The sequence below is a fragment of the Pseudomonas sp. NFPP12 genome (assembly GCF_900103205.1).
GTDB classification, from domain to species: Bacteria; Pseudomonadota; Gammaproteobacteria; order Pseudomonadales; family Pseudomonadaceae; genus Aquipseudomonas; species Aquipseudomonas protegens.
On record NZ_FMWW01000005.1, the window covers coordinates 210,562 to 229,029 of the forward strand.

Consider the following 18,468-nt stretch of genomic DNA (forward strand, 5'->3'; position numbering starts at 1 on the left):
CATCCGGGCAGAAGCCGGGAATCCTCGCATGCCTGCGGCCTTGCTTGCACGGGCTACCGGCGCATTTGGCAGTGCCAGCAGCCAATTCGGCAACATGGGCATGTTCGAGGTACTTTTCCCCAAGTGCCTGCAACGTCGGGTCGAGGCTGTGGTCAATGGCTGCGGTCAGGCGACGATGGCGAAAACTGTGTCCCTCGCCGACGCCGGTACATCAAACCCTTAGCCTGAAAGCATTCAGGTCGCTTTTTCTGTAATCATCCAAAGGAGTCCGGATGCTTGAACTTGTCGCTGCCTTTATCTGCCTGACGACGCTGCTCACCTACGTCAACTTCCGCTTTATCGGCTTGCCACCGACCATCGGCGTGATGGTCACCGCCCTGCTGTTCTCGCTGCTGCTGCAAGGCCTGAGCTACCTGGGCTACCCCGGCCTGGAAGAACATGTGGAAGAATTGATTGGCAAGATCGACTTCGGCGATCTGCTGATGAACTGGATGCTGTCGTTCCTGCTGTTCGCCGGCGCCCTGCACGTCAACCTCAACGACCTGCGCAGCTACCGCTGGCCCATCGGCCTGCTGGCCACGGTCGGCGTGCTGATCGCCACCTTCGTCATCGGCAGCCTGGCCTACTGGATCTTCGGCCTGTTCGGCTGGCACGTGAGCTTTCTCTACTGCCTGCTGTTCGGCGCGCTGATTTCCCCCACCGACCCGATTGCCGTGCTGGGCGTGCTGCGTACCGCCAACGCTTCCAAGCCGCTGAAGACCACCATCGTCGGCGAATCGCTGTTCAACGACGGCACCGCGGTAGTGGTGTTCACCGTACTGCTGGGCATCGCTCAACTGGGGGAAACCCCGACCGTGGCTGCCACGGCCTGGCTGTTCGTGCATGAGGCCATTGGCGGCGTGCTGTTCGGCGGGCTGATCGGCTACCTGGTGTATCTGATGATCAAGAGCATCGAGCAGCACCAGATCGAAGTGATGCTGACCCTGGCCCTGGTCATCGGCGGTTCGGCGATGGCCAGCGAGCTGCACGTCTCGGCGCCGATTGCCATGGTGGTGGCCGGCCTGATCATCGGCAACCTGGGACGCAACCTGGCGATGAACGACATGACCCGACGCTACCTGGACGGTTTCTGGGAGTTGCTCGACGACATGCTCAATGCCCTGCTGTTCGCCCTGATCGGCCTGGAGCTGTTGCTGCTGCCATTCAACTGGCTGCACCTGGCGGCCGCCAGCCTGCTGGCCGTGGCCATCGTGCTCTCTCGCGTGCTCACCGTGGCCCCGGCAATCCTCCTGTTGCGGCGCTGGCGCAGCGTGCCCCGGGGCACTATCCGCGTGCTGACCTGGGGCGGCTTGCGCGGTGGCGTCTCGGTGGCGCTGGCGCTGGCCCTGCCCCTGGGGCCGGAGCGTGACCTGGTGCTGAGCATCACCTACATCGTGGTGCTGTCGTCGATCCTGCTGCAGGGTCTGACCATCGGCAAACTGGTGCGCCATGTCACCCAGGATGCCCCGGCGGCCAAGGCCGAGGCCCACTGATCATTTTTTGATCTGCCGCGGATCGGGCGCCGCTGCCCGGTCCGCGTTCCTGTTCGGCTTGCCACTTTCACTGCGCACCTGGGCATGGCTGATCAGGGCGAAGATGAAACTGCCTCCAATGATGTTCCCGGCCAGGGTCGGCCCGGCGAACACCATCCAGAAATCCCGCCACGGCAACTCGCCGGCAAATACCAGGTAGGACACTTCCGCCGAGCCCACCACGATGTGAGTGAAATCCCCCAGCGCCATCAGATAGGTGATCAGGATGATGATCCACAGCTTGGCGCTCTCCATGGACGGGATCATCCAGACCATGGTGGCGATCATCCAGCCGGAGATGATGCCCTTGGCGAACATCTGTGCACTGTCGTTCTCCATGACCTTGCGGCCGATTTCCAGAAAGGCCTGATCGGTCTTGCCGTCGAAAATCGGCAAGTGCAGCATCACATAGGCCACCAGCAGGGTGCCGCACAGGTTGCCCACCAGCACCACGCCCCACAAGCGCAGCAAGCGCCCGAAGTTGTTCAGGCTCGGCTTGCTCATCACCGGCAGCACGGCAGTCAGGGTGTTTTCCGTAAACAGTTGCTGGCGCGCCAGAATCACCGCCAGAAAACCCGCGCAATAGCCAAAGCTGGCAATGACCTTGAAGGCCTCGCCGTCGGGCAGGCGGGAGTTGAGCAGGCCCATGCCCATCAGCGACAGGCCCATGGTCAGGCCGGCAGCCAGGGCCGACCACCAGAGGGCTGCGACACTGCGCTCCAGTTCCTGGTCGCCCTGGGTGCGGATGATTTCATGCAGGACCGCCGCGCGGGGCGGCTGGTTATGGTCGACCTCATGCTGCTCTTGAGCAGAGAGACCGGGGGTCTTGCCATCTTTTTGCGCGTCCATAAGGCTCCTGAACCAGGCGGGTCATTTAGCTACGACACGCTGGGCTCAGGGCTGTTCCTTTCTGCGCAAGGCATCAGGCGTCGGAAGCGTTATCCTTGAACTGGTCTTTGACGTATTTGATTTCGGTGCGGCCGTGAGGCGCCGGCAGGCCGTCTTCCCCCAGGTTGACGAAGACCATCTTCTCCACCGTGAGAATGGATTTGCGGGTGATCTTGTTGCGCACTTCGCACGTCAGGGTGATCGAGGTGCGACCGAATTCGGTGGCGGTGATACCCAGCTCGATGATGTCGCCCTGGCGCGAAGCACTGACGAAGTTGATTTCCGAAATGTACTTGGTCACGACTCGCTGGTTGCCCAGCTGGACAATGGCGTAGATCGCCGCTTCTTCGTCGATCCAGCGCAACAGGCTGCCGCCGAACAGCGTGCCGTTGGGGTTGAGGTCTTCGGGTTTTACCCACTTGCGGGTGTGGAAATTCATATGCACTCCTGACCGTCCTGCCAATTGATGCCCGGCATAATGGCAGACCGGGCAGTCATGCTCTATGCAACATCGACTATGGTCGCGATTAACGATCTTCATCCAGGTGACATAAACACTTTTGGAAGTCTGGCTCAGGCGGCTATAATCGCCACCGTTTCAAAACGGTCATCTGCACTTGGTACCGTTTTCCCGCCACCTGTCCGAGGGGCGCTGCAGCAGGCATGACCTGTCAGGCTCGGATGGGGCGTTGTTGGTACAGGGCTCCCTGTATGGACACTAAACGCACAACGGCGCCCATTCGCACACTACGAATGGAGGCTCTTGATGAGCGCTGTAAACACGCCTGCAGGTTTTACCGACTACAAAGTCGCCGACATCTCCCTGGCTGCCTGGGGTCGTCGCGAAACCATCATCGCCGAATCGGAAATGCCGGCCCTGATGGGTCTGCGCCGCAAGTACCTGGCTGAACAGCCACTCAAGGGCGCCAAGATCCTCGGCTGCATCCACATGACCATCCAGACCGCCGTGCTGATCGAAACCCTGGTTGCCCTGGGTGCCGAAGTACGCTGGTCGTCCTGCAACATTTTCTCGACTCAAGACCAGGCCGCAGCCTCCATCGCCGCTGCCGGCATTCCTGTGTTCGCCTGGAAAGGCGAGACCGAAGAAGAGTACGAGTGGTGCCTGGAGCAGACCATCCTCAAGGATGGCAAGCCTTGGGACGCCAACATGATCCTCGACGACGGCGGCGACCTGACCCAACTGCTGCACGACAAGTACCCACAGGTACTGGACCGCGTTCACGGCGTGACCGAAGAAACCACCACCGGCGTGCACCGCCTGCTGGACATGCTGGCCAAGGGCGAGCTGAAGGTTCCTGCGATCAACGTCAACGACTCGGTGACCAAGAGCAAGAACGACAACAAGTACGGCTGCCGTCACAGCCTGAACGACGCCATCAAGCGCGGCACCGATCACCTGCTGTCCGGCAAGCAAGCGCTGGTCATCGGCTACGGTGACGTGGGCAAGGGCTCGGCCCAGTCCCTGCGTCAGGAAGGCATGATCGTCAAGGTTTCGGAAGTGGACCCGATCTGCGCCATGCAAGCCTGCATGGACGGTTTCGAGCTGGTTTCGCCGTTCATCGACGGTATCAACCACGGCACCGAAGCCAGCATCGACAAAGCCCTGCTGGGCAAGATCGACCTGATCGTGACCACCACCGGTAACGTCAATGTTTGCGACGCAAACATGCTCAAGGCCCTGAAAAAGCGTGCCGTGGTCTGCAACATCGGCCACTTCGACAACGAAATCGACACCGCTTTCATGCGCAAGAACTGGGCATGGGAAGAAGTGAAGCCACAGGTGCACAAGATCCACCGCACCGGCCCTGGCGATTTCGATGCACAGAACGACGACTACCTGATCCTGCTGGCCGAAGGCCGCCTGGTGAACCTGGGCAACGCCACCGGTCACCCAAGCCGCATCATGGACGGTTCGTTCGCCAACCAGGTCCTGGCACAGATCTTCCTGTTCGGCCAGAAGTACGCCGACCTGTCGCCGGCCCAGAAAGCCGAGCGCCTGACTGTTGAAGTACTGCCGAAGAAACTCGACGAAGAAGTGGCCCTGGAAATGGTTCGCGGCTTCGGCGGCGTGGTCACTCAACTGACCAAGCAACAGGCTGAATACATCGGCGTAACCGTCGAAGGCCCGTTCAAGCCAGACGCCTACCGCTACTAAGAGCAGCTGCAGGCGGCAAGTCATCAGCGGCAAGCAAAGAGCCAAAAGCTCTGCTTGCTGCAACTGACCTGGTGCTTGCCCTAATCGCTATAGCAGTTTCAAGCAGCAGGCTGCAGGCACGAGAAACCAGCGCACCTCCGCTTTTTCTTGGCGCTTGCCGCCTGTTACTTGCAACTGGAGGTCCCCTCCATGTCCAAAGATCGTCGCTACAGCTTCGAGTTCTTCCCCACCAAGACCGATGCTGGGCATGAAAAACTGCTCGCCACTGCCCGTCAGCTGGCCGGCTACAACCCCGATTTCTTTTCCTGCACCTACGGTGCCGGCGGCTCGACCCGTGATCGCACGGTCAACACCGTGCTGCAACTGGAGAGCGAAGTTAAAGTCCCTGCGGCGCCGCACCTGTCCTGCGTCGGCGACAGCAAGGACGACCTGCGCGGCCTGCTGCAGCAGTACCAGGCAGCCGGCATCAAGCGCATCGTCGCCCTGCGTGGCGACCTGCCTTCGGGCATGGGCATGGCCAGCGGTGAACTGCGCTACGCCAATGACCTGGTGAGCTTCATCCGCGAGGAAACCGGCAGCCACTTCCATATCGAAGTCGCCGCCTACCCGGAAATGCACCCGCAAGCGCGCAACTTCGAGGAAGACCTGGTCAACTTCGTGCGCAAGGCCAATGCCGGTGCCGACAGTGCGATCACCCAGTACTTCTTCAACGCCGACAGCTACTTCTACTTCGTCGAGCGCGTTCGCAAGATGGGCGTGAACATCCCGATCGTGCCGGGCATCATGCCCATCACCAACTACAGCAAGCTGGCGCGCTTCTCCGACGCCTGTGGCGCAGAGATTCCGCGCTGGATCCGCAAGCAGCTGGAAGCCTATGGCGATGACAGCGCCAGCATCCAGGCCTTCGGTGAACAGGTAATCAGTGACATGTGCGAACGCCTGCTTCAGGGCGGCGCACCCGGACTGCACTTCTATACCTTGAACCAGGCCGACCCGAGCCTGGCGATCTGGAACAACCTCCAGCTGCCACGCTGACAGGCTGCAACCCAAGCTCCGGGCCCTGGTGAAAACCGGGGCCTTTTTGTTTGCAGCAGCCTTGAGCTAGAGCGTCCGGAACTGCCTCTAGCAATTGCATGATCTCTCGTCGTAATCTCCAGCAATGTCCGTCATAGCCCGGTTGCTGACCACCTTTCTCTGCACTTGCCTGAGCCTTGCCGCCCATGGCGAGAAGTTGCGCATTGTCACCGAACCCTGGGCGCCCTATGTCTATGAGGAAAATGGCACGGCCAAGGGCCTGGACTACGAAACCACGGCCATTGTCTTCCAGCGCCTGGGCATAGAGGTGCAGTGGCAGTTCCTGCCCTGGAAACGCTGCCTGGCGATGCTGGAAACCGGCCAGGCCGATGGCGCCCTGGACATCTTCCACAGCGACCAGCGCGACGGCACCCTGCTCTACCCCAACGAGCCGCTCTCGGACGTGGAGTTCGTGATGTTCTATGCCAACCAGCGCCCACACCCGTTCAAGCGCCTGAACGAACTCAAGGGCCTGACCATCGGCACTTCCCCCGGCTATCTGTACAGCGACGATTTCAGCAACTCGACCCTGTTCAACCGCGAGCCGGCCCCCACCCACGAAGCCAATTTCGGCAAGCTGCTGCTGGGGCGGATCGACCTGCTGATTACCGACAAACGGGTCGGCCAGCACCTGCTGGACAGCCTGGGGCTGCGTGACCAGGTCAGCCAGAACCCCACTGTCATCAGCCGCCAGAGCCAATACCTGGCCGTGCGCCGCAATGCCGGCATGGACCTGCTGGTACAGCGCTTCGGCGCCGAACTGAAGCGCTTCAAGCGCGAACCGGCCTATGCCCAACTGAGCGCCAAGTACGGTGCTGAACCTGCTCTGCCGCCGGTCAGGTCTTCATCAACCCGCGAGTCAGAAAAAACCGTTGAGCAGCAGGAAAGCAGCGCACACTGATTGCTCTGTTATACTCCGGCCTCCCGCCAGGCTCACGCCCGGACGCTGGACCCTGTTCAAGGCCTCTCCACCCCGCTACGGCGCAGCCAACCGGCCCGCGCGAGCCGCCGGTGAATGACCCTTCAGGCCAGCAGGACCGGACGGGATTGCGTCCTCTTAAACGCCATTCACGCCCGGCAAGATTATCCCTTTGGGCCAAGCCCTCACTAAAACAGGATTACTCATGTCCTTTGCTTCCCTCGGTCTCTCCGAGGCTTTAGTCGGCGCCATCGAAGCCGCCGGCTACACCCAGCCTACTCCGGTGCAACAGCGGGCCATTCCCGCCGTGTTGCAAGGTCGCGATCTGATGGTCGCGGCACAGACAGGTACTGGTAAAACCGGCGGTTTCGCCCTTCCGATCCTGGAACGGTTGTTTCCCAACGGTCATCCGGACAAATCCCAGCGTCATGGCCCGCGCCAACCCCGCGTACTGGTCCTGACCCCCACTCGCGAGCTGGCCGCGCAAGTGCATGACAGCTTCAAGCTGTACGCCCGCGACCTGAAGTTCGTCAGCGCCTGCATCTTCGGCGGCGTCGGCATGAACCCGCAGGTTCAGGCCATGGCCCGTGGCGTCGATGTGCTGGTGGCGTGCCCCGGCCGTCTGCTGGACCTGGCTGGCCAGGGCAGCGTCGACCTGTCCCACGTGGAAATCTTGGTTCTCGACGAAGCCGACCGCATGCTCGACATGGGCTTCGTCCATGACGTCAAGAAAGTCCTCGCCCGCCTGCCGGCCAAGCGCCAGAACCTGCTGTTCTCCGCGACCTTCTCCAAGGACATCACGGACCTGGCCGGCAAGCTGCTGCACAACCCCGAGCGCATCGAAGTGACCCCGCCGAACACCACGGTGGAGCGTATCGAGCAGCGGGTCTTCCGCCTGCCGGCCAGCCACAAGCGTGCCCTGCTGGCGCACCTGATCACCGCCGGCGCCTGGGAACAGGTCCTGGTGTTCACCCGGACCAAGCACGGCGCCAACCGCCTGGCCGAGTACCTGGACAAGCACGGCCTGAGCGCTGTGGCGATCCACGGCAACAAGAGCCAGAACGCCCGTACCAAAGCGCTGGCCGACTTCAAGGCCGGCGAAGTGCGGATCCTGGTCGCCACCGATATCGCCGCCCGCGGCCTGGACATCGACCAACTGCCTCACGTGGTCAACTTCGAACTGCCTAACGTCGACGAAGACTACGTGCACCGTATCGGCCGTACCGGCCGTGCCGGTCGCTCCGGCGAAGCCATCTCCCTGGTGGCTCCGGACGAAGAGAAACTGCTGAAAAGCATCGAGCGCATGACCAAGCAGAAGATCGCCGACGGTGACCTGATGGGCTTCGATGCCAGCGCAGTGGAAGCCGAGAAGCCGGAAGTGCGCGAGCGTCCGGACGTGCGCAACCCGCGCAATCCCCGTGGCCCACGCGGCGATGGCCCGAACGGCGGTGGCGGTGGTGGCGGTCGCAAGGACAAGGGCAAGGACAAGGGCGGCAAGGAAAAACCCGCCCGTGGCGAACGCCCGGCCCGCGAGCAGAAGCCTCGTGAAGGCACCCCGGCCCGCGAACAGCGTCAACCGACGCCCCGTGCCGATCGCGCACCGGACGAGTTCCTCGACGACGACGTGGACAACTTCGGTAACCGCGCTGACTACGTCAGCCCGTACCAGAACAAGAACAACCAGGGCCGCGGCCGCCGCCCAGGGGCTCCGGCCCAGGGTGCAGGCGCTGGCAATCCGCCACGCGGCGGTGCCGGTGGTGGCCAGGGTCGCTCCGGCAACCCGCGCAACAGCAACGGCAGCACCACCGGCACCGCGCCGGCCAAGCGCAGTGGCGGCCCGCGCAACGGCGCCCCTCGTGACAGCCAGGGCCGTCGCGACGAGCCGCGCAATCGCCGCCCGAACCGTGACGATCAGCCACGCCAGGAACCGGCCGTGCAGAATCCTCGGGGCAACCAACCGAAGATCATGCACAAGGAATCCAAGGCCGATCGTTTCCCGACGCCTGAGCAGCTGGATCAGTTGCCAAGCCGTCCACGGGGCGAAAAGCCGGCGCTGCTGACCCGCAACCGCTGAGCCTCGCGCTGAAATGAAAAACGCCCCTGGCCGCAAGGCCCGGGGCGTTTTTCATGGTGGCTGGTCGAGGGCGTTTCTGTAGCCGCTGCCGAAGGCTGCGAACGACGGGGAACCCGGCGCCAGACCTGACCGGTTTACCGCATTTCATGACGGGCATAAAAAAACGCCCCCGGTTTGTGGCCGAGAACGCTCTCTGTAGCCGCTGCCGAAGGCTGCGAACGACGGGGAACCCGGCGCCAGGATCTGACCGGTTTACCGCATTTCATGACGGGCAATAAAAAACGCCCCCGGTTTGTGGTCGGGGGCGTTTTTTTGCTTTCGCAGGTTGCGATCAGTCCTATAAGGGCTGTGCGGGGGAGATCGCGAAGGCCCTGCGGGCCTTGTCGCAGCCTGCGGCAGCGGCTACAGACGAAGCATTACTTCGCTTTCACGCCTTCGAAGCTGATGTACAGGTCAACATTGTTGGAGGCCGGGCCCAGGTCCATCATCTTGCCGAAATCCTGGCGATTGATGCTGGTGGTACCTTCGAAGCCGGCACGGTAGCCGCCCCATGGGTCCTTGCCTTCACCCAGGAAGGTGGCCTTGACCACGACCGGCTTGGTCACGCCGTGCAGGGTCAGGTCGCCGGCCACGTCAGCGGTCAGCTTGCCGTCGGCGTTCTTGCCGGTGGGCTTGACGCTGGTGGAGACGAACTTGGCGTCGGCAAACTTGCCAGCGTCCAGGAAGTCCTTGCTGGTGATGTGCTTGTCACGTTCGGCGTGGTTGGTGAACACGCTGGCGGTGCGCACGTTGACTTCGATCTTGGCGTCTTCCGGCTTGGCCGCGTCAAAGCTGAACTTGCCGTCCAGGTCCTTGAAGGTACCGGTGATGAAGCTGTAGCCCAGGTGGCTGATCTTGAAGTCGACGAAGGCGTGCTGGCCTTCCTTGTCGATCACGTAGTCCGCTGCCATCACTTGACCGGCCGCCAATACAGCAGATCCGATTGCCAGAGCGGCGAGAGTCTTTTTCAACATGCTTTCTATTCCTTTTGAGTCAAGGTTGAACATCAGGCTTTGCGACCCAGCATACGGGTAAGGGTCGCATCACGATCGATAAAGTGGTGCTTCAGCGCAGCCAGGCCATGGATACCGGCAAAGATCACCAGTGCCCAGGCCAGGTACAGATGCACCACACCTGCTACATCTGCCTGGTCCGGTAGTCCGGAGATCAGGGCAGGAACTTCAAACAAGCCAAACACCGGGATACCCACGCCGTCGGCGGTGGAGATCAGGTAACCGGCAATCATGACCGCGAACAGGCCGAGGTAGAGGAACGCGTGCCCCAGCTTGGCCCCCAGGCGGGTCAGCGGCCCATGGTTGGCCGGGGCCGGCGGCGGTGGGCTGACCCACCGCCACAACACCCGCAGCAGCATGATTGCAAACAGTGTCAGGCCGATACTCTTGTGCAGGTCCGGCGCGTCTTTGCGCCAGGTGCTGTAGTAGTCGAGGCCGACCATCCACAGGCCCAGGGCGAACAGACCAAACACCGCCAGGGCCACGCCCCAGTGCAGAACAATGCTGACCCAACCATAGCGAGAAGAAGAATTACGTAACTGCATCAGTTGCATCCTGTAAGAAACGCAGATCAAGACTAGCGATTTACCTATCGAATTAAAGCGGAATTTTTTGCTTTGAAATATCGAGAAATACGATCAGTAGTCTGGACCGAGCGCGTTAAGAAAAGATTAAGCCTCACGCCAAGCCAGCCTTCTTGCTCCCTCGTGCCGTGCCCTGGGTCTTGCAGGCGGCGTCTTTGCACCTGACGCATCACGCCGTGGCGCGTCTTGCACAATAGGTTGTCCCGCGGCCATGCATTGCATAGGCTTGCCCGATTGTTCGCCCGCGCCGTTGGCGGGCCGCTTCCAGGAGACTGTACATGGGCCTGAATAACCAGTGGATGCAACGCGATCTTGCGGTGCTGTGGCATCCCTGCACCCAGATGAAAGACCACGAACAGCTGCCGTTGATCCCCATCAAGCGAGGCGAAGGCGTCTGGCTGGAAGACTTCGAAGGCAAACGCTACCTGGATGCGGTCAGCTCCTGGTGGGTCAATGTGTTCGGCCACGCCAACCCGCGCATCAACCAGCGCATCAAGGACCAGGTGGACCAGCTGGAACACGTGATCCTCGCCGGCTTCAGCCACCAGCCGGTGATCGAGTTGTCCGAGCGCCTGGTCAAGATCACCCCCGAAGGCCTGACCCGCTGCTTCTACGCCGACAACGGTTCGTCATGCATCGAAGTGGCGATGAAGATGAGCTTTCACTACTGGATCAACCGCGGCCAACCGAACAAGAAGCGCTTCGTCACCCTGAGCAACGGCTACCACGGCGAAACCATCGCCGCCATGTCAGTGGGCGATGTGCCGCTGTTCACCGAGACTTACAAGGCCCTGCTGCTGGACACCCTCAAGGTGCCGAGCCCGGACTGCTACCTGCGGCCCGAAGGCATGAGCTGGGAAGAACACTCGCGGAACATGTTCGCCGCCATGGAGCAGACCCTGGCCGAGCACCACGAAACAGTGGCCGCGGTCATAGTCGAGCCGCTGATCCAGGGCGCCGGCGGCATGCGCATGTATCACCCGGTGTACCTCAAGCTGCTGCGCGAAGCCTGCGACCGCTATGGCGTGCACCTGATCCATGACGAGATCGCCGTGGGTTTCGGCCGCACCGGCACGATGTTCGCCTGCGAGCAGGCCGGCATCCGCCCGGATTTCCTGTGCCTGTCCAAGGCCCTGACCGGCGGCTACCTGCCCCTGGCCGCGTGCATGACCACCGACGATGTCTACAGCGCCTTCTACGACGACTACCCGACCCTGCGCGCCTTCCTCCACTCCCACAGCTACACCGGTAACCCGCTGGCCTGTGCCGCGGCCCTGGCGACCCTGGATATCTTCGAGCAGGACAATGTGGTGGAGAACAACCACGCGCTTGCCCGGCGCATGGCCAGCGCCACCGCGCACCTGGTGGACCACCCCCACGTTGCCGAAGTACGCCAGACCGGCATGGTCCTGGCCATCGAGATGGTCCAGGACAAGGCCAGCAAGACCGCCTACCCCTGGCAGGAACGCCGCGGCCTGAAAGTCTTCCAGCACGCGCTGGAACGCGGCGCCCTGTTGCGTCCCCTGGGCAGCGTGGTGTATTTCCTGCCACCGTACGTGATCACCCCGGAACAGATCGACTTCCTCGCCGAAGTCGCCAGTGAAGGCATCGATATCGCCACCCGCGACCAGGTCAGCGTGGCGGTGCCCAAGGACTTCCACCCCGGCTTTCGCGATCCGGGCTAGAGCAGGTCGTTAGTTGTGGCGAGGGAGCTTGCTCCCTCGCCACAGAACGCTTTCCACCGATTCACATTCAACAGAGAACCCAGATGAGATTGTCCCGCTTCTTTATCGACGCCCCCCTGAGCCTAGGCGAACACGAGTTGCCGGAAGCCCAGGCACACTACATCGGGCGCGTACTGCGCATGGCCGAAGGTGCTGCCCTGCAGGTGTTCGATGGCTCGGGTACCGAGTTTCGCGGGGCTCTGGTGGAAGTGGGCAAGAAGCGGGTTCGGGTCCAGCTGAATGAAAGCTTCGCCGGCCAGCAAGAATCACCGCTGCGGATTCACCTGGGCCAGGGCCTGTCCCGGGGCGAGCGCATGGACTGGGCGATCCAGAAGGCCACGGAGCTTGGGGTCAGCGAAATCACCCCGATCTTCAGCGAGCGCTGCGAAGTGCGGCTCAAGGACGAACGCGCCGACAAGCGCCTGCTGCACTGGCGCCAGGTGGCCATCAGCGCCTGCGAACAGTGCGGCCGCTCACAGGTCCCGGTGATCCACCCACCCGTGCTGCTGGCGGACTGGATCAAGCAGGCCCGGGCCGACCTGAAGCTAGTGCTGCACCCCGTGGCCCAGCCCCTGGAAAGCCACGCCAAGCCTGCCAGCCTGGCGTTCCTCATTGGCCCTGAAGGCGGCCTGACAGACGCCGAAGTGGAACTGTCCCACAGCGCCGGTTTCCTCCCCGCACGCCTGGGGCCGCGGGTGCTGCGTACCGAAACCGCCCCGGTGGTGGCCCTGGCCGTGGCCCAGCAACTGTGGGGCGACTTCTAACCCCTCCTGGTGGTGGCTATTGCACCGGATCGCTGGTGGGTTGGGCGATGATCGCTTTGAGTTCACTGGTCATGGGGAATTCCAGGTTCAGGCCCTTGGGCGGAATCGGCTGCTGGAACCAGCGCTGGTAAATGCCGTTGATCTCCCCGGAGCGGTACAGGTCCGCCAGGGCGCCATTGACCAGGGCCAGGAACTGCGGGTCATCCTTGCGCACCATGCAGCTGTAGATCTCCCGCGACTGTTCTTCCCCCACCACCACCCAGTTGTGCGGATCCCGGGCCTTGGCCCGCTCGCCGTACAGCAACGCATCGTCCATGTAGAACGCCGCCGCACGCCCCGACTGGAGCATCTGGAACGCCTCGCCGTGGTCCTTGGCGCTGATCACGAACATGTCGATCTTGTGCTCGACGTTGTAGCTCTTGAGAAAGCGCTCGTTGGTGGTCCCCGCCGTGGTCACCACGTTCTTGCCCCGCAGGTCGGCGAAGCTCTTGATCCCGCTGTCCTTGGCGGTCAGCAACTGGCCTTTGACGTAGATGAAACCGTAGGAAAACGCCACCTGCTTCTGCCGCTCGGCCGTCACCCCGGTGGAACCGCACTCCAGGTCCACGGTGCCGTTCTGCACCAGGGGAATGCGGGTCTGCGAGGTCACCAGGTTGTATTTCACCTTCAGGTTGGGCAGGTGCAACTGCTGCTGGATGCGCTCCACCACCTTGCTCGCCAGCTCCACGGAATAACCCATGGGCTTGCCGCTGTTATCCCCCACGTAGGAAAAGGGCACCGAGGCATCGCGATAACCCAAGGTAATACTGGCGCTGTTGGCGATCTTCGCCAGGGTGCCCTGCAGAGGCGCTTCATTGGCCTGGGACATGGCGCTGAACAGCAGCCCCAAGGTGCAGCCGAGCAACGTGATCTTATGCATTGTTATTCTCCGTTGTGGGTAAGGGCAGTTAGCGGCGGGCCGCGATGATGCTGATTTCGACAAGGATCTGCGGGCGCGCCAGGGCCGCCTGCAAGGTGGTGCGCGCCGGCGCCTGGCCGGGGGACAGCCAGGCCGACCAGACTTCGTTCATCACCGCAAAATCGGCCTGGATGTCCTTGAGGTAGATCGTCGCGCTGAGCAGGTGCTCCTTGTCGCTGCCGGCCTCGGCCAGCAAGGCGTCGATCTTCTCCAGCACCTCGCGGGTCTGGCCGCCGATATCGCTGCTGGCCCCCGGCACCTGCCCGGAAAGAAACACCAGTCCGGCAAAGCTCACCGCGCCACTCAGGCGCTCGTTGCTGTGGATACGCTGGATACTCATCTGAAGACTCCTTTTAACGTTCAGGCAACGCGGGGCGTCAGGCCCTGCATGTCGATACTGGTGCAACGCTGGCCGATCAGTTCGCCCAGCAACTGGCCGCTGCCACAGGCCAGGGTGAACCCCAGCGCGCCGTGGCCAAGGTTGAGCCACAGGTTGCGGTAGGCGGTGGCCCCGATCAGCGGCACGCCGCTGGGGGTAGCCGGACGCATGCCGGCCCATTCCACGGCTGCCTGATAGTCACCGGCCTCGGCGAAGGTCTGGGCCGCCTGACGGCGCATCAGGGCCAGGCGGCCGGGGTCTGGCGCCGGGTCGAAACCGACGATGTCGACCATGGCCGCCACCCGCAGTTGCTGGCCGATACGCGCATAGACGATCTTGCGGTTGTAGTCGGTGATGCTGATGTCCGGCGCCCGGTGCTGCGGGCCGATGGGCACGCTGAGGCTGTAGCCCTTGAGCGGATACAGCGGCAGCTGGAGCCCAGGCAGACGCAGTTCGGCGCTGCGGTGCCCGGCCGCCAGCACCAGTTGGTCCACCGGCAACACGCGCTCCCCCAGGTCGATGGCCTGGACCTTATCCCCCCCATGGTGAATGCCCCGCACCCGCTGGCCCAGTAGGATTTCGCAGCGCCCGGAAGCGCGCAGCCGCGTGGCCAGTTGCTGGCAGAAGGCGTGGCAGTCGGCCACTTCTTCATCCGGGGTATAGATACCGCCGACGAAGGGCGTATCCCCCAGGGCCGGTTCCAGGGCCGTGCATTCGGCGGCGCAAAGCACCTGTTGCTGGCCGCTGTCCGCCAGGTTGTGCCGGGCGTGCTCGAAGCTTTTTTGCTCGCGGAAAGTCACCAGCTTGCCGTTGCGCCGCCAGTCGAAGCCTTGTAGGCCATCCTCTTCGCGCCAGCTTTGCAGGGTGCTCTGGCTGAGCAGCGCCAGGCGCAGCAGGTGCGCGCCATTGCGCCGGTTCACCGAGTGCCGGCAAGCACCGAGGAACCCCGCCAGCCAGCGCCACTGCGCCGGGTCCAGGCGTGGCCGCAGCTTGAGCGGAGAGTCGCCCTTGAGCATCCAGCCCAGGGCCTGCCAGGGCACCCCGGCATCGGCCAGAGGCGCCACATAGCGATAGGACAACTGCCCGCCGTTGGCGAAACTGGTCTGGCTGCCCAGGGACTCCTGAGCCTCCACCAGGGTCACCTCAAAGCCCTGGCGGACCAGGGCGTAGGCACTGGCCAAGCCGATGACGCCCCCTCCAATGATGCAAACCCGCTGACTCATGACTGCCCCTGGCCTGTTGGTCGATGGCCCAAGGTTAGGGGCAGGTGACAGGCGCCGGACAATGAATAAAGATGGACCTCCCATAAACAAAGGTTATGGACTGCCCCATGCGCCTTCGTCATATCGAGATTTTCCAGGCCATCCGCCAGACCGGCTCCATCAGCGGCGCGGCGCAGTTGCTGCATGTCTCCCAGCCGGCGGTGACCAAGGTTTTGCAGCACGCCGAACTGCAGTTGGGTTTCCCGTTGTTCCTGCGGGTGCGTGGCAAGTTGCAGCCAACGCCGGAAGCCCTGGAGCTGGAGCGCGAAGTGGACAAGGTCAGCGAGAGCCTGCAAGGGGTACGGCGCCTGGCCCAGAACCTGCGCCGGGCGCCGGGCCACAGCCTGCGCATCGGCGCCACACCAGCCCTGGCCCTGGCCTTGCTGCCGCCCGCCATTAGTGAATGGACCCGCCTTTACCCGGACAGCCTGTGCGAACTGTCCAGCGCCCATAGCCGCGAGCTGGTACAGAACCTGCTGATGCGCGAAATCGACCTGGCGCTGACCCTGCAACCCCCGGATCACCCGGGCCTGAGCGCCCAACCCCTGGCTCAGGGCGTGCTGGTGGCCCTGGCGCCGCTGGGCTTCTGGCCCGAACACAGCCGCAGCCAGCCCCTGGCGCTGCAGGAGCTGGCGGACGCGCCACTGATTGGCCTGAGCAGCGCCGACCCGTTGTCGGCCCGGCTCGACAGCTACCTCAAGTCGGTGGAGCCGCCGCCGCGGGTTAGCATTGCCGTGCAGACCTATTCCCTGGCCCGGGCCATGGTCGAGTCCGGCGCCGGGCTGGCCCTGATCGACCCCTTCACCGCCCTGGGCGCCTCAACGGCCAACACCGCCATCCGCCCCTTGAGCCCGCCGCTGCCGATCACCCTGTACGCCGTGACCCGCGCCGCAGAACCGCCGCCCCACACCCTGGCCAGCCTGCTGGAAATCTTCGCCCGCCAGGCCCAGGCCCAGCTCGACCGCCCCTTGTAGGAGCTGGCTTGCCAGCGAAAGCGTCCGCCAGCCCGGTGCTAATCCAGAGGGCCTCTTCGCCGGCAAGCCGGCTCCTGCACCAATCCACAACACCCCGCCCCGCAGGAGCTGGCTTGCCAGCGAAAGCGTCCGCCAGCCCGGTGCTAATCCAGAGGGCCTCTTCGCCGGCAAGCCGGCTCCTACACCAATCCACAACACCCCGCCCCGTAGGAGCTGGCTTGCCAGCGAAGGCGTCCGCCAGCCCGGCGCAAATCCAGAGGACCCGCTGCGCCGGCCAGCCGGCCGCTACAGGACGTAGAACAGGATCGCGACGAAATGCAGCAGGCTGCCGGCGATCACGAACAGGTGCCAGATGCCGTGGGCATGACGCAGGCGGCTGTCGAGGGCAAAGAAGATGATGCCCACGGTGTACAGCACCCCGCCCGTGGCCAGCCAGGCGAAGCCGGCTGGCCCCAGGGCCGCCAGCAGCGGCTTGACCGCCACCAGGACGATCCAGCCCATCACCGCGTAGATCACGATGGAGAGAATCCGCGCCTCGGAGCGCGGCTTGATCTCCTGGAGGATGCCGATCAGCGCCAGCCCCCAGACGATGCCGAACAGGGTCCAGCCCCAGGGCCCGCGCAGGGTCACCAGGCAGAACGGCGTGTAACTGCCGGCAATCAGCAGGTAGATCGAAAAATGATCAACCTTCTGCATGATGTTCTTCGCCCGTCCGCGCACGCTGTGGTAGACCGTGGACACGCTGTAGAGCACCAGCAAGGTGAAGGAATAGATCGCCACGCTGACGATCTTCCACGGGCTGCCATCCAGGCTGGCCAACACCACCAGCCAGATGCCGCCGATAAACGCCGCGATTGCCCCCAGCAGGTGGGTCCAGGCGTTGAATCTTTCTCCGTGATACATCAGTCGCTCACCCTTGAAACATTGAAAAAACACGCAAGGCTCAGGCCTGCAGCTTGAAAGCGCAATATGTCTATTGGGGCGCGGCCGAGAAAAAACCAGCGGCCACGTCCTGACCGATCGGGCATCATCAGCCCCTCCTCAGCAGAGTCCGGACCATGCTCATCGACGAAGAGTTGACCCTGAAAAAGCTCGAAGTGTTTCTGGCCTTCATGCGCACCGGCAACCTGGCCCGCGCCGCCGCCGAGTTGCAGACCAGCAATGTCAGCGTGCACCGGGCCATTCACTCCCTGGAAAATGCCCTGCGCTGCCCGCTGTTCAAGCATGAAGGGCGCAACCTGACGCCCCTGGAAAGCGCCTTCGTCCTGGAGGAACGGGCACAGAAGCTGGTGCAGGACGTGGTCGAGAGCGTGCGCCTGACCCGCGAAGCGGCGGGCTTTTCAGCAGAACGCTTCAAGCTCGGCGCACTTTACTCGCTGACGGTGAAAACCGTGCCGCAGCTGATCATGGGCCTCAAGCTGCGCCGCAGCGAGCTGAACATCGACCTGATCCTGGGCTCCAACATCGACCTTTTGTACAAGCTCAAGAACATGGAGGTGGACGCCATCCTGATTTCCCTGGACGACAGCGCCCATGACCCGGACTGCGAGCAACTGCCGTTGTTTTCCGATGACATTTTTCTCGCCACCCCCGCCGATTCGCCCTTTGCCCAGCAGAGCGAAGTGGACCTGGCCGACGTGCGCGACGCCACCTTCATCACCCTGACCCAGGGCTTTGCCACCCATCAGGACGGGGTGCGAGTGTTCAAGCAGGCGGGGTTCGAACCCAAGGTGGCGATGCAGGTCAACGACATCTTCACCCTGCTGAGCATGGTCAGCTCCGGGGTCGGTTATGCGTTGCTGCCGGGGAGGATCGCGGCGGTGTATGAGAACCGCGTGAAACTGATACCGCTGCAGGCGCGCTACCGCCTGCAGCAGCATATCGGCGTGGTGTTTCTCAAGGCCAAGGAACGCGACCCGAACCTGTTGGCGCTGCTGGCCGAATGCCGGATGTACGCCAACCGCCAAACCCCCTAGAAGCCGGCCGGCCCGGCCTTTTGTAAGAGCTGGCTTGCCAGCGAAAGCGTGCGCAAGAACAGCGCATGCCTCACGGGCCTCTTCGCCGGCAAG

General features: G+C 63.1%; 17 protein-coding genes and 1 riboswitch. Of the genes, 9 read left to right on the forward strand and 8 right to left on the reverse strand.

Annotated features, from left to right (window positions below; translation table 11 throughout):
- Positions 1–272 precede the first annotated feature (272 nt).
- On the forward strand, positions 273–1,532 hold the full coding sequence (locus BLS75_RS22075; protein WP_011063969.1) for a cation:proton antiporter: 1,260 nt from the start codon (positions 273–275) through the stop codon (positions 1,530–1,532).
- On the opposite strand, the gene BLS75_RS22080 is transcribed toward BLS75_RS22075, so the two are convergent.
- Positions 1,533–2,420, reverse strand: a complete 888-nt coding sequence (locus BLS75_RS22080; protein ID WP_072451788.1) for a formate/nitrite transporter family protein — start codon at positions 2,418–2,420, stop codon at positions 1,533–1,535.
- 73 nt (positions 2,421–2,493) lie between these two features.
- On the reverse strand, positions 2,494–2,898 hold the full coding sequence (locus tag BLS75_RS22085; RefSeq protein WP_072451789.1) for an acyl-CoA thioesterase: 405 nt from the start codon (positions 2,896–2,898) through the stop codon (positions 2,494–2,496).
- A gap of 199 nt (positions 2,899–3,097) precedes the next feature.
- Positions 3,098–3,204, forward strand: a riboswitch (S-adenosyl-L-homocysteine riboswitch).
- A 21-nt stretch (positions 3,205–3,225) separates the two neighbouring features.
- On the opposite strand from BLS75_RS22085, the gene ahcY reads away from it, so the two are divergent.
- The 4 genes from ahcY (at position 3,226) to BLS75_RS22105 (ending at position 8,702) form a co-directional block, all read left to right on the forward strand.
- Positions 3,226–4,635, forward strand: coding sequence for an adenosylhomocysteinase (gene ahcY / locus BLS75_RS22090; protein ID WP_011063972.1), 1,410 nt, complete (start codon positions 3,226–3,228; stop codon positions 4,633–4,635).
- 189 nt (positions 4,636–4,824) lie between these two features.
- Positions 4,825–5,670 carry a methylenetetrahydrofolate reductase [NAD(P)H] gene (metF, locus tag BLS75_RS22095; protein ID WP_053160300.1) on the forward strand — a complete coding sequence of 282 codons (846 nt, stop codon included), beginning with the start codon at positions 4,825–4,827 and terminating at the stop codon, positions 5,668–5,670.
- Positions 5,671–5,794: 124 nt separating this feature from the next.
- Positions 5,795–6,610 carry a substrate-binding periplasmic protein gene (locus BLS75_RS22100; RefSeq protein ID WP_011063974.1) on the forward strand — a complete coding sequence of 272 codons (816 nt, stop codon included), beginning with the start codon at positions 5,795–5,797 and terminating at the stop codon, positions 6,608–6,610.
- A 223-nt stretch (positions 6,611–6,833) separates the two neighbouring features.
- A complete protein-coding gene (locus tag BLS75_RS22105; RefSeq protein WP_011063975.1) occupies positions 6,834–8,702 on the forward strand; it encodes an RNA helicase RhlE2 in 1,869 nt (622 codons plus the stop codon).
- Between the two features lie 416 nt (positions 8,703–9,118).
- Here the strand turns inward: BLS75_RS22105 and BLS75_RS22110 are convergent, their stop codons facing one another.
- Both BLS75_RS22110 and BLS75_RS22115 read right to left on the reverse strand, forming a co-directional pair.
- Complete coding sequence (locus tag BLS75_RS22110) at positions 9,119–9,715, reverse strand: YceI family protein (protein WP_011063976.1); 597 nt, start codon at positions 9,713–9,715, stop codon at positions 9,119–9,121.
- Positions 9,716–9,747: 32 nt separating this feature from the next.
- Complete coding sequence (locus BLS75_RS22115; protein ID WP_011063977.1) at positions 9,748–10,299, reverse strand: cytochrome b; 552 nt, start codon at positions 10,297–10,299, stop codon at positions 9,748–9,750.
- Positions 10,300–10,616: 317 nt separating this feature from the next.
- Between BLS75_RS22115 and BLS75_RS22120 the strand changes: the two genes are divergently transcribed.
- Together BLS75_RS22120 and BLS75_RS22125 are read left to right on the forward strand one after the other, a co-directional pair.
- On the forward strand, positions 10,617–12,023 hold the full coding sequence (locus BLS75_RS22120; RefSeq protein ID WP_011063978.1) for an adenosylmethionine--8-amino-7-oxononanoate transaminase: 1,407 nt from the start codon (positions 10,617–10,619) through the stop codon (positions 12,021–12,023).
- An 83-nt stretch (positions 12,024–12,106) separates the two neighbouring features.
- Positions 12,107–12,826: a 16S rRNA (uracil(1498)-N(3))-methyltransferase gene (locus tag BLS75_RS22125; RefSeq protein ID WP_011063979.1), complete on the forward strand. Its 720-nt coding sequence runs from the start codon at positions 12,107–12,109 to the stop codon at positions 12,824–12,826.
- A 16-nt stretch (positions 12,827–12,842) separates the two neighbouring features.
- Here BLS75_RS22125 and BLS75_RS22130 read toward each other — a convergent pair whose 3' ends face one another.
- The 3 genes from BLS75_RS22130 to BLS75_RS22140 form a co-directional block, all read right to left on the reverse strand.
- Complete coding sequence (locus BLS75_RS22130) at positions 12,843–13,694, reverse strand: transporter substrate-binding domain-containing protein (protein WP_225368822.1); 852 nt, start codon at positions 13,692–13,694, stop codon at positions 12,843–12,845.
- 79 nt (positions 13,695–13,773) lie between these two features.
- A complete protein-coding gene (locus tag BLS75_RS22135; protein ID WP_011063981.1) occupies positions 13,774–14,124 on the reverse strand; it encodes a RidA family protein in 351 nt (116 codons plus the stop codon).
- Between the two features lie 20 nt (positions 14,125–14,144).
- Positions 14,145–15,386, reverse strand: coding sequence for a D-amino acid dehydrogenase (locus tag BLS75_RS22140; protein WP_072451790.1), 1,242 nt, complete (start codon positions 15,384–15,386; stop codon positions 14,145–14,147).
- Positions 15,387–15,493: 107 nt separating this feature from the next.
- On the opposite strand from BLS75_RS22140, the gene BLS75_RS22145 reads away from it, so the two are divergent.
- A complete protein-coding gene (locus BLS75_RS22145) occupies positions 15,494–16,399 on the forward strand; it encodes a LysR family transcriptional regulator (RefSeq protein ID WP_072451966.1) in 906 nt (301 codons plus the stop codon).
- 285 nt (positions 16,400–16,684) lie between these two features.
- Here the strand turns inward: BLS75_RS22145 and BLS75_RS22150 are convergent, their stop codons facing one another.
- Positions 16,685–17,302 (reverse strand): PAQR family membrane homeostasis protein TrhA, encoded by a 618-nt coding sequence (locus BLS75_RS22150; RefSeq protein WP_011063984.1) that lies wholly within the window; start codon positions 17,300–17,302, stop codon positions 16,685–16,687.
- Positions 17,303–17,457: 155 nt separating this feature from the next.
- Between BLS75_RS22150 and BLS75_RS22155 the strand changes: the two genes are divergently transcribed.
- Positions 17,458–18,375 (forward strand): LysR family transcriptional regulator, encoded by a 918-nt coding sequence (locus BLS75_RS22155; RefSeq protein ID WP_015637350.1) that lies wholly within the window; start codon positions 17,458–17,460, stop codon positions 18,373–18,375.
- Positions 18,376–18,468 lie beyond the last annotated feature (93 nt).